This window comes from Lacrimispora sp. (assembly GCF_032078915.1).
Lineage (GTDB): Bacteria > Bacillota > Clostridia > Lachnospirales > Lachnospiraceae > Lacrimispora.
This window is the reverse complement of the sequence record NZ_DAMAUN010000133.1, coordinates 1-12163: the sequence shown is the minus strand read 5'-3', so window position 1 is coordinate 12163 and position 12163 is coordinate 1. Positions and strand designations below refer to the sequence as shown.

At 45.3% G+C, this 12163-nt stretch carries 10 protein-coding genes and 1 other annotated feature; of the genes, 9 read left to right on the top strand and 1 reads right to left on the bottom strand.

The features are described from left to right. From RT269_RS28150 to RT269_RS28120, 7 genes are all read left to right on the top strand, one after another. Window positions 1-487, top strand: a 487-nt coding sequence (locus RT269_RS28150; RefSeq protein WP_313187684.1) for a nitroreductase family protein, incomplete at its 5' end; no start/stop codon positions are given. Between the two features lie 9 nt (window positions 488-496). Beyond that, complete coding sequence (locus RT269_RS28145) at window positions 497-1198, top strand: RluA family pseudouridine synthase (protein ID WP_313187683.1); 702 nt, start codon at window positions 497-499, stop codon at window positions 1196-1198. Between the two features lie 100 nt (window positions 1199-1298). Further along, complete coding sequence (locus RT269_RS28140; protein WP_313187681.1) at window positions 1299-2402, top strand: AI-2E family transporter; 1104 nt, start codon at window positions 1299-1301, stop codon at window positions 2400-2402. 92 nt (window positions 2403-2494) lie between these two features. After that, window positions 2495-2703, top strand: a binding site (T-box leader). A gap of 53 nt (window positions 2704-2756) precedes the next feature. Then, window positions 2757-4190 carry a proline--tRNA ligase gene (gene proS, locus RT269_RS28135; RefSeq protein WP_313187680.1) on the top strand — a complete coding sequence of 478 codons (1434 nt, stop codon included), beginning with the start codon at window positions 2757-2759 and terminating at the stop codon, window positions 4188-4190. A gap of 38 nt (window positions 4191-4228) precedes the next feature. Further along, the gene (locus RT269_RS28130; RefSeq protein ID WP_313187687.1) at window positions 4229-5446 is read left to right on the top strand and encodes a CCA tRNA nucleotidyltransferase; all 1218 of its coding nucleotides are present in this window, start codon (window positions 4229-4231) and stop codon (window positions 5444-5446) included. 94 nt (window positions 5447-5540) lie between these two features. Next, window positions 5541-6521, top strand: coding sequence for a spore coat protein CotS (locus tag RT269_RS28125; RefSeq protein ID WP_313187679.1), 981 nt, complete (start codon window positions 5541-5543; stop codon window positions 6519-6521). 114 nt (window positions 6522-6635) lie between these two features. After that, a complete protein-coding gene (locus RT269_RS28120) occupies window positions 6636-8372 on the top strand; it encodes a phospho-sugar mutase (protein WP_313187677.1) in 1737 nt (578 codons plus the stop codon). A 68-nt stretch (window positions 8373-8440) separates the two neighbouring features. Here the strand turns inward: RT269_RS28120 and RT269_RS28115 are convergent, their stop codons facing one another. Continuing rightward, the gene (locus RT269_RS28115; protein ID WP_313187676.1) at window positions 8441-9328 is read right to left on the bottom strand and encodes a putative ABC transporter permease; all 888 of its coding nucleotides are present in this window, start codon (window positions 9326-9328) and stop codon (window positions 8441-8443) included. Between the two features lie 177 nt (window positions 9329-9505). Between RT269_RS28115 and RT269_RS28110 the strand changes: the two genes are divergently transcribed. Further along, window positions 9506-11062, top strand: a complete 1557-nt coding sequence (locus tag RT269_RS28110; protein ID WP_313187675.1) for an ABC-F family ATP-binding cassette domain-containing protein — start codon at window positions 9506-9508, stop codon at window positions 11060-11062. 615 nt (window positions 11063-11677) lie between these two features. Continuing rightward, window positions 11678-12163: rod shape-determining protein (locus tag RT269_RS28105; RefSeq protein ID WP_313187686.1), on the top strand; the 486-nt coding region annotated here is incomplete at its 3' end.

Genomic DNA, 12163 nt, shown 5'->3' with positions numbered 1-12163 from the left:
CCTCTTCTTCGAGCTGTTCTGCCACTATGAAGAAGAGGTCCGCCATCCTGGACTTGGAGATCTTTTGCTGGCTTGTGATGATGCCCTTATAGCCGCTCAGAATGCGGTTGTGGCGGCGGAATCCATGGGCATTGGCTCCTGTTACATTGGGGATATTATGGAGCAGTATGAAACCCACAGGGATTTGTTCGGCCTACCAAAGTATGCGGTTCCGGCGGCAATTGTGGTCTTTGGATATCCCTCCAGGCAGCAGCAGGAGAGAAAAAAGCCGGAGCGGCTTAAGCCTGAGACTGTGGTGTCCACGAATTCCTACCGCCGTTTAAGCCCGGAGGAATTTTCCCTGGAGCTTAAAAAGACCCAGGGCAGGGAAGAGGACTTTGAGCGATGGATAAAAGCTTTTTGCAAACGCAAATGGAATTCTGATTTCAGCGCAGAGATGAGCCGGTCTGTGGAAGCTATGATGGCTGCATGGAAGAAAGAGGAGTAAAACATCGACATGGATCTTAACATACTATACGAAGATGAAGAGCTGCTGGTGGTAGAAAAACCAGTGGGAATAGAATCCCAGACCGCAAGGTCCTTTGAACCGGATATGGTCAGCGAGGTGAAGAAACATATCAACATGTTATCCCCAAAGCAAGGGGAGCCTTATGTGGGAGTTATCCACAGGCTGGATAAGCCGGTTGGAGGCGTCATGGTGTATGCAAAGACCAAAGGAGCTGCAGAGTCCTTAAGCAGTCAGGTTTCTAAACATCAAATGGAGAAAATTTATTATGCTGTGGTTTGTGGAAAACCTGTGGAAAACTTTGGCGCTTACGTGGATTATTTGTGGAAGGCCGGAAAAAATAATTGTTCTAAAATTGTGGATAAGGGGATAAAAGGTGCAAAACTTGCAGAGCTCCATTATCAGGTTGTGGAAAACAGAAACATCGGGAATGAAGAGTGCAGCCTGACTAAGATCACGTTAAAAACCGGCCGTCACCATCAGATCCGGGTACAGATGGCGGGCCACGGCACACCCCTGTGGGGCGACCGGAAGTATAATCCCAAGGTTCAAAAGAATACTGCAAACGGTAACGTGGCGTTATTTGCTTACAGCTTATCCTTTTTCCATCCAGTAACAAAGAAAAGGATGGGCTTTTCAGTGAAACCAAAGGGAGAAGCCTTTGAAAAGTTCTCATTATCGGGAATTGAATAAAGAAGGAATTTTTTACTAATCAGATTTCGCATATTTTCTTACCATACGGCTCATAATAGTGATTGTACAAAAGAAGTACAAATCAGAAACAGGTGAGTCCATGGTGAAACCGAGCAGGAAACTGAAGAAAACATTATTAATATTGGGAGTTACAGGGGCAGTGTATCTGTGTTTTCGATATCTGCTGCCCCTTGTGATTCCCTTTTTGATTGCATATGTATTTGCCCTTTCCCTGCGGCCTTCTGCCCTTTGGATCGAGAAAAAGGCACGCTTCATTGTAAAGGGGAAGGTGATATCCATTCCCCTGGCAGTTATTGGCGGAGTAGAGATCATACTTCTTATGATCGCTTTTGGGATCCTTCTTTACGTGGGTGGAAGAAAGCTGCTTATGGAATCCAGGCTTTTGCTTCAAAGTCTTCCCGCAATCCTGGAAGGCGTGGATCATTGGCTCATGGACAACTGTTCCTTTGCAGAACGTTTTTTAAAGCTGCCTGACGGATATGCGGTAGAAATAGTAAGGGATATCATCACAGGAGGACAGACTGCCATTAAAAGCAGGATTATGCCCTTTCTCATGGTGAATTCCATGACCATTATGAAATGGATCGTTCAGGCGACCGTTATCACCATCATATTGCTTATTGCCACGGTTCTGTCCCTTCAGGAAATGGATGAGATTCGGGAAAGGCGGGACAATTCCATATTCCGCTTTGAATATGCCATGCTGGGAAAACGGCTTACAACGGTGGGAAGCGCCTGGTTAAAGACTCAGGGGGCTATCATGCTGTTTACCATGGCGGTTTGTTCGTCAGGACTGTTTTTGCTGGGAAATCCCTACTTTATTTTATTCGGCATCGGGATCGGGCTTTTGGATGCGCTTCCGATTTTCGGGACCGGGACGGTGCTCATTCCCTGGGCCCTATTCTCCATGATCAATAAAAACTGGAAGTATGGGATCGGACTGATCATCATATATGTGATCTGCTATTTTCTAAGAGAGATCATGGAAGCTAAAATCATGGGAGGACAAGTTGGCCTTACACCTTTGGAAACCCTTGCTTCCATGTACGTAGGACTTCAGCTCTTCGGGCTTTTGGGATTTATTCTTGGCCCTATCGGCTTATTGATTGTGGAAGATATTGTGGAGGTGTATGAGTGCTGGTGCTGTCATGATGGAAAGGAACGGCTGGATCCGGAGGAATGAATAAAATACTTTGGCAGACAGGCCTGGACCCACTTGACAAACATTTGCAAATAACGTAAAATCAACCATACAATCTTTTATTATAATGAAGAAATAAGACGTTGAAGAGGACCAGTAGGTGATGATGTATCCCAGAGAGAAGGCCGTTTGCTGAAAGGCCTTTATACCTCTCATAACCCAACCTACCTCGGAGTCCCGCAGCAAACTGCGGCGCAGTTCCTGCGTTAACGGATAAAAAAGTGAGTCATGGCATTGTCCATGGCTAAATTGGGTGGCACCGCCGAGCTGTTCGGTCCCTTTTTAGGGAACGGATGGCTCTTTTTATTTTTATGAGGATAGGAAAGGAGAATTGTTATGGCAAAGGAAAAGAAATTAGTAGAGGCGATTACATCCATGGAGGTGGATTTTGCACAGTGGTATACGGATGTTGTAAAGAAGGCAGAATTAATCGACTATTCCAGCGTAAAAGGCTGTATGGCTATTAAGCCGGCAGGGTACGCCATTTGGGAAAACATCCAAAGTGAGCTTGACAGAAGGTTTAAGGAAGTAGGGGTTGAAAATGTCTATATGCCTATGTTTATTCCGGAGAGTCTTCTTCAAAAGGAAAAAGATCATGTAGAGGGCTTTGCTCCTGAGGTCGCCTGGGTAACCCATGGAGGCTTAGAGCCATTACAGGAAAGGCTTTGTGTCAGACCTACTTCTGAAACCCTGTTTTGTGATTTTTATTCCAGAGAGATCCAGTCCTATCGGGACTTACCAAAGCTTTATAACCAGTGGTGTTCCGTGGTACGCTGGGAAAAGACCACCAGACCGTTTTTACGTTCCAGAGAATTCTTATGGCAGGAAGGTCACACCGCTCATGCCACAGCACAAGAGGCTGAGGAGAGGACAGAGCAGATGCTTCATCTATATGCAGATTTCTGTGAGGAAGTTCTTGCAATGCCTGTGATCAGGGGCCAGAAGACCGACAAGGAGAAATTTGCAGGTGCAGAATCAACCTATACCATTGAGGCTTTGATGCATGATGGCAAAGCCCTTCAGTCGGGAACCAGCCATAACTTTGGAAGCGGCTTTGCAAAGGCCTTTGATATCCAGTATTCTGATAAGGAAAACAAACTCCAGTATGTTCATCAGACCTCATGGGGCATGACTACCAGGATGATAGGAGCCATCATCATGGTTCATGGCGACGACAGCGGCCTTGTGCTTCCGCCCAGAATTGCTCCGATCCAGGTGATCATCGTTCCGGTTCAGCAGCAGAAGGAGGGCGTTCTTGATAAGGCTTATGAATTAAAAGAAGTTCTTTCTAATTATAAAGTAAAAGTTGACGATTCCGATAAGAGTCCGGGCTGGAAGTTCAGCGAATCAGAGATGCGTGGTATTCCGGTTCGTGTGGAAATCGGTCCGAGAGATATTTCAGAGAACCAGGCGGTTTTGGTGCGCCGTGACACTCATGAGAAGATTACCGTATCCTTAGATGAGATAAATAATAAGGTAGGAGAGCTTCTGGATACGATCCAAAAGGATATGCTGGAACGCGCCAGAATTCACCGGGATGTTCATACCTACGAGGCAACGGATATGGACACCTTTGTTAAAACTGTGGAGGAAAAACCAGGCTTTGTAAAGGCCATGTGGTGCGGCTCCCAGGAATGTGAGGATAAGATCAAGGAGATTACAGGAGCAACATCCCGCTGTATGCCATTTAAGCAGGAAACACTTGCCGATACCTGTGTATGCTGCGGAAAGCCTGCAGGTAAGATGGTTTACTGGGGCAGAGCGTATTAAAAACGGCAGGATAGGAAAATCAGGAGGTAAAAAAGGTGATAAAGATTCAGGTTCCGGAGGCGGCGAGGAGGATCATCGAACAACTGAATACCAGCGGTTTTGAAGCCTATGTGGTGGGAGGCTGCGTGAGAGACAGCCTGTTAGGCCGATCGCCGGAAGACTGGGATATCACAACCTCAGCAAAGCCGGAACAGGTAAAAGAAATTTTTAATCGAACGGTTGATACGGGAATCCAGCACGGTACGGTCACGGTACTTATTGACCATGAAAGCTATGAAGTGACCACATACCGTATAGACGGAGAGTATGAGGATGGGCGCCATCCCAGATCTGTGGAATTTACGGGAAACCTGCTGGAGGATTTGAAGCGCCGGGATTTTACCATCAATGCCATGGCATACAGTGACCGAGAGGGGTTAGTGGATGCATTTGACGGGGTAAAGGATTTAGAGGGCCGGATCATCCGCTGCGTGGGAAACCCTCATGACCGGTTTAACGAAGATGCCTTAAGGATCCTTAGGGCCATCCGTTTTTCTGCCCAGCTGGGCTTTGATATGGAAGCTAAGACAAGGGCGGCAATTTCTATGATAGCTCCCAACATGACTAAGGTCAGCAAGGAACGGATCCAGGTGGAGCTTACAAAGCTCCTCCTTTCCGATCATCCCGGAAGGCTTAAGGAGGTATATGAAAATGGGATTGGCCCTTATATCTCAGAGCATTTTGAAGATGCGGGAAGGAAGCTTATTGAAGTCGATAGGCTTACCGGGCTGCCACTTAAAAAGCACATGCGCTGGACCGGTTTTTTAAGGCTTGAGGAACCTGAGGATGCGGTAAGGATCCTTAAGGAGCTGAAGCTTGATAATGACACCATCTACCAGACAAAAACCCTGGTCAGTCTTTGGAAAACAGAGATTCCGGCTCATAAGCCGGCCATCCGGCAGGTTATGAGCACCCTTTCCCAGGAGCTTTTTAAGGATCTGCTGTGCTTTCAGAAGGTATTCTGCCATACATCCTATAAAACCAGGTTAAAAATGGTGGAGCAGTATTCGGAGGAAATCTTAAAGGATGGAGATTGTATCCGTCTAAAGGACATGGCCGTTACCGGAAGAGAATTGATCGATGCAGGCATGAAGCCGGGGCCTGAGATGGGAACGGTGCTTAACCGTTTGTTCCAGCTGGTTCTTGAAAAGCCGGAATGCAATAACAGGGATTATTTGCTGAAATCAGCAGAACAATTTATTAAGGAACAAGGCTAAGGCACGTATAACTTTCTACCGTATTTTGCATATTTTTTTCCACCTCCTCATACCCTAGAAGTAGCTGATAAGCTAAGAGTTGGAGGGGTGGCAAGTGAACGAGAAATACACAGAGGTGCTTTCGCAGTATGAGCTTGAAATTCTGGATGTGAAACGCGGCCGGGGCGCCTGGCTGTGTGAGTCGAATCAGGGGCTTAAACTGCTTCGGGAATATAAAGGAACCTTAAAGCGCCTGGAATTTGAAGATCAGGTATTTTCACAGATGAAAGAATCCTGCCGCTTGAAAGTGGACCGTTACGTCAGGAATAAAGATGGTGAACTCCTCTCCAGTGCCGAGGATGGATCCCGGTGGATCGTAAAAGACTGGTATGCGGATCGGGAATGCAATTTGAAGGATAGCAAAGAGGTATTATGTGCCATCGAACAAATTGCTTCTTTACATAAAGTGCTGCGGCGGATTGATTTTAAAGAGGAATGGAATCTAGGGTCCATTTTGGTACAACAGCCGGCTGAGGAAATGGAACGCCATAACAGGGAGCTGATACGCGCCCGCACGTTCATCCGGAATAAACGAAAAAAGTCTGAGTTTGAATTATGTGTCATGGGGAATTATGATATATTTTTTGAACAGGCCATGGAAGCCTGTAAGGGGATGGCAGGCTTTTATGAAACCCGGGGGGACTGTGAGGAGTACTTGTGTCATGGGGACTTAAACCAGCACCACGTCCTGATGTGTTTTCATGATGTGGCTATTGTGGAATTCAACCGGATGCACAAGGGCATGCAGATGGAGGACTTATATCATTTCATGCGTAAAGCCATGGAAAAGCATGACTGGAACTTGAAGCTTGGTATGGCCATGCTGGAAACTTATACAAAGGTTCTCCCTCTTTCGGATGCAGACAGGATATGCTTATACTATTTATTTTTATATCCTGAAAAATACTGGAAGCAGATTAACTTTTATTATAATGCCAATAAAGCCTGGATTCCCGCACGGAATATTGAAAAGCTTAAGGATTTAGAGATTCAGCAGCCCCTGCGGAATCTTTTCCTGTCAAAAATTCAAAGTTGAATGAAAAACCCTTGATTCAGTTTGGATACAAAATAATGGAAATACACTTTTCTTTTACCATGTTATGATTTATAATAACCATAACATTGAAGGAGGGAAAGGAGTATTTTGCTTATGAAAGATTACAGGAGTATATATAAGGAATGGCTTTTAAATCCATATTTTGATGAGGCGACAAAGGAAGAACTCCGGGGGATCGGTGATGATGAAAATGAGATTAAGGAGCGGTTCTATCAGGATTTGGAATTTGGCACCGCCGGCTTAAGAGGTATCATCGGCGCGGGAATCAACCGGATGAATATCTATGTAGTAAGAAAAGCGACCCAGGGTCTTGCAAATTATATCATAAGCCAGGGCGGCGCTGATAAGGGTGTGGCCATTGCATATGACTCCAGGCACATGTCTCCGGAGTTTGCAGAGGAAGCAGCACTTACGCTGGCCGCCAATGGGATCAAAGCCTATAAATTTGAATCTTTGCGTCCCACACCGGAGCTTTCTTTTGCTGTAAGGGAGTTAGGCTGTATTGCCGGCATTAACATTACGGCCAGCCACAACCCACCGGAATATAATGGATACAAGGTATACTGGGAGGATGGCGCCCAGTTTACTCCTCCTCATGACAAAGGGGTGACTGCAGAGGTCCTAAATATCACGGATATTTCAACGGTTAAGACGACTACTGTGGAAGCTGCAAAAGAATCAGGGAAATATGAAATCATCGGAGCTGATCTGGATGATAAATATATCGCTCACGTAAAGGCTCAGGTAGTAAACCAGGATGCCATTGACCAGATGCAGAATGATATTAAAATAGTCTATTCTCCTCTTCATGGTACAGGCAATCTTCCTGCAAGAAGAGCGTTAAAAGAAATCGGCTTTACCCATGTGTATGTAGTTCCTGAACAGGAGCTGCCAGATGGTGACTTCCCCACGGTCAGCTATCCCAATCCGGAGGCAGAGGAAGCCTTTTTACTGGGTCTTGCCCTTGCAAAGGAAAAGGATGCGGATCTGGTTCTGGCAACTGACCCGGATGCTGACCGTCTTGGGGTGTATGTAAAGGATGAGAAATCCGGCGTGTACATCCCCTTGACTGGCAACATGTCCGGCTCTCTTCTGTGCGAATATGTACTTAGCCAGAAAAAGGAAAGAGGAGCGATCCCCGCAGATGGACAGGTAGTCAAATCCATTGTTACCACCAATCTGGTGGATGCGGTAGCGAAGGCTTACAGTTGTGAACTTATTGAGGTTTTAACTGGTTTTAAATACATCGGCCAGAAGATTTTAAAGGAAGAGGCCACTGGATACGGAACCTACATGTTTGGCCTGGAGGAAAGCTATGGCTGTCTGATCGGAACCTATGCCCGTGATAAGGATGCCATTTCCGCTACGGTCGCATTGTGTGAGGCTGCAGCCTATTATAAGACAAAGGGCATGACACTGTGGGATGCCATGACTGCCATGTATGAAAAATATGGCTATTATAAAGATGCGGTAAAGGCCATCGGCTTAAAAGGCATCGAGGGACAGGAAAAGATCCGGGCGATCATGGAGACCATGCGCAGGGAAACTCCAACAGAAGTTGGCGGTTATCACGTCCTTTCTGCCAGGGATTATAAGCTTGATACCGTTAAGGATATGAATACCGGAGAAACCAGACCAACCGGACTTCCCCAGTCGGATGTGCTTTATTACGATCTGACGGAGGATGCATGGCTGTGTGTAAGGCCTTCGGGAACGGAACCCAAGATTAAGTTTTACTATGGCGTTAAGGGTGATTCTATGGTGGATGCGGATGAGCGGTCTGCAAAGCTTGGAGAGGCTGTTATGGCTATGGTAGATAAGATGATGTAGGATTCTGACAGAATAAAGACGGAGCCTGGCTAAAAGCCAGGCTCCGTCTTTATTATTATGTTTTATGATTATGACTTTTTATATTTTTTGGAATATTCTTTTAATTCCCTTAAGGCCTCACCGAACAGCCGGGATGAAGCGGTAGGGTTCCGGCGGAGGATTCCCTTTCGATAAGAGGTCAAACGTCCGGTCAATTTATCTTTGGTTTCCGTTAGTGACTGAAGGCGTTCCATTAAGGCAGATTCTTTTAATGCAATGGCAGTTTCGGATTTCAGAGAGGAAATCTTTTCCATGGTTTCCCCCTTTAAACTGGCAGCCTTCAAAAAAGTCTCGGTTTTTATGTCGGATACTTTTTGGGCAGTTTCCGCCTTTAACAGTGCCATCTGCACCTGCACATCATCCAGCTCGGACTTTAGCCTGGTCATGGTTTCCAGGATGCGGCCAAGGTCTAAGGCTTCCTTGGTGGAGCGTATGGCATCAGTGACAAAAATGATGCCAACCATAATCACAAGGATAATGCACGCTGTCCCGTTTAAGCGAAGGACCAGCCATTCTAAGGGACGGTGAATCACTTCCGTCAGCAAAAGAGTAAGAAATCCCCAGGCGATGGAGTTGGTAAGACAGACATAACCGTTTAAATTAAAGGGAATATTGCTGTAATCCCAATATTTCATCTTAAACAGGCGCTCCATGGCATATCCGGTCACGTATTCCAGAGCGGAAGCACCTAGCATGCCAAAGAGAAACACCAGGAATAAGTTACCCTGGACAGGAATGGACAGCCACAGCATGATAATAGCCCCGCTTCCATAGAGAGGAAGAAGAGGAAGTCTGAGAAAACCGCGGTTTACAAAATGAAAGCTTTTTACGGAAACATAAGTGGATTCGATGATCCACCCAATAAAGCAATAGATGAAGAAAAACAGCAGCCATTGATACCAAGTATATAAATACATAAATTTAATCCTTCCATGGAAAATTCTTTTGGGTTTATCATAAACGTTTTTGACTTTTTTTGCAACCTTTGCTTGCCTTAATTGCTTCTGTCATGTAGAATTATGATGTTTCGTATTTGGAATAGTGAAAAGCCGGCGAAAAGCCAAAGTAAACCGTAATAATAAAGGAGTTTTTCAATGAGCATATTAAACGTAGAACATCTGACCCATGGATTCGGGGACCGTGCCATCTTTCAGGATGTATCCTTCCGCCTTTTAAAGGGAGAGCATATCGGCCTGATCGGAGCCAACGGGGAAGGAAAATCCTCATTTATGAATATAATAACCGGGACATTACAGCCGGATGAAGGAAAGGTGGAGTGGGCGAAACGGGTCCGGGTCGGTTATCTGGACCAGCATACGGTGCTGGATAAGGGGATGACCATCCGGGATGTATTAAAAGGCGCTTTTGCGTTCCTGTTTCAGATGGAAGAACAGATGAATGAGATCTGTGACAAAATGGGAGAGGCAGATGAGGAAACCATGGCTTCCATGATGGAGGAACTTGGAACCATTCAGGACCTTCTCATGGCCCATGACTTTTATATCATTGATTCAAAGGTGGAGGAGGTAGCCAGGGCCTTAGGATTAAGCGACATGGGCCTGGATAAGGATGTAACGGAATTAAGCGGAGGCCAGAGGACCAAAATCCTTTTAGGAAAGCTTTTACTTGAGAAGCCGGATATCCTTCTTCTTGATGAGCCGACGAATTATCTGGACGTACAGCATATTGAATGGCTGAAGCGGTATCTTCAGGAGTATGAAAATGCATTTATCCTGATATCCCATGATATCCCTTTCTTAAACAGCGTGGTCAACATCATCTATAATATGGAGAATCAAAGCCTGGATCGTTATGTGGGCGACTATGAAAAGTTTCAGGAAGTGTATGCAGTAAAACGGGCGCAATTAGAGGCGGCCTATAAGCGGCAGCAGCAGGAGATTGCGGAGCTGGAGGATTTCGTAGCCCGGAACAAGGCCCGTGTGTCCACCCGGAACATGGCTATGTCCAGACAAAAAAAGCTGGATAAGATGGAGGTCATTGAGCTTTCAAAAGATAAGCCAAAGCCGGAGTTTCATTTTATGGAAGCCCGCACGGCCGGAAAATATATCTTTGAGACCACAGACATGGTTATAGGTTATGAGGAGCCTTTGTCAAGCCCTTTAAATCTTTCCATGGAGCGCGGGGAAAAGGTGGTGCTTGTAGGTGCAAACGGCATCGGAAAGACTACCCTGTTAAAGAGTATCCTGGGGCTTATACCGTCCTTAGGGGGAAATGTGGAGCTTGGAGATTACCTTTCCATTGGATACTTTGAACAGGAGATGACTCCCGGAAATACCACTACTTGTATCGAAGAGATCTGGAAAGAGTTTCCTTCCTATACTCAGTACCAGGTCCGGTCGGCGCTTGCTAAATGCGGTCTGACCACCAAGCACATTGAGAGTCAGGTGCGGGTATTAAGCGGAGGAGAGCAGGCAAAGGTCAGATTATGTAAGCTCATTAACCGGGAAACCAACGTCCTTCTACTTGATGAGCCTACCAACCATCTGGATGTGGAGGCAAAGGAAGAACTTAAGAGAGCTTTAAAGGAGTATAAGGGAAGTATTCTCCTGATCTGCCATGAACCTGAATTCTATGATGGAATTGCTACGAGAGTGCTGGACTGCAGGGAATGGGCGCTTAAATTATCTTAATATTATCCTGATAAAGAAAAAAAGTTGGGGTCTGATGGCACATATTATTATTTGGATTAAATGAGAAGAATGACAGTAGGAGAGGATGCTGGATGGTGTCCTCTTTAGACTTTACTAGGAAGTTTATCAGTCCGTGAAAGTGCAAAAAGCCTACATGTTCAGAACTTTGATAAATATGGATGTGTTTGGGCTTTGCAGAATGCTTCCCGGCCCGGATGAGCATAAAGAAACTTACCCAAACAAACCGAGACTTCGGAACGTATTAAAATAAAAAAACCACTTCCAATAAGAAGCGGGCAAGTGAATTCTTTAGGGGGGCCGGACGGCTCTCGCCGTCCGGTATGAGTATGAAAAAGCTTTGTGATTTCAAGTAAGTTACTTGAAACAAAAGGCCCGTTATCCTTTCAGATAACGTAATACTATTATACGGAGAAAATGTGACTAAAATGTGTACCATATATTAAAAAAAAATAAACATAATAAAAATTAAAAAAAACCTTTAAAATCCTAGGGTTATTGTATATAATAAGATAGAGACTGTGACTTCATTTACGAATTAGGCATAATTTTGAAGATAAAAGTAACCCTGGGAACAGGATTCAGCGAACAGGAGGAATCATGATGATGATGTCCAATGATATTGGAATTGATTTAGGTACAGCAAGCATACTGGTCTATATCAAGGGAAAGGGAGTTGTATTAAAGGAACCTTCCGTTGTAGCCATTGACCGTGACACTAATAAAATAAAAGCCATTGGAGAGGAAGCCAGACTTATGATCGGAAGAACACCGGGCAATATTGTGGCAGTAAGGCCTCTTCGCCAAGGAGTTATTTCTGATTATACCGTAACGGAAAAAATGCTTAAATACTTTATTAACAAGGCGGTTGGGAAAAAAACACTGAGAAAACCAAGGATCAGTGTATGCATTCCAAGCGGAGCCACTGAGGTGGAGAAAAAAGCGGTAGAGGATGCCACCTATCAGGCAGGGGCCAGAGAGGTAGCAATCATTGAGGAGCCGGTTGCAGCAGCGATCGGTGCTGGAATAGACATTGCAAAAGCCTGCGGCAACATGATCGTTGATATAGGCGGAGGAACCTCT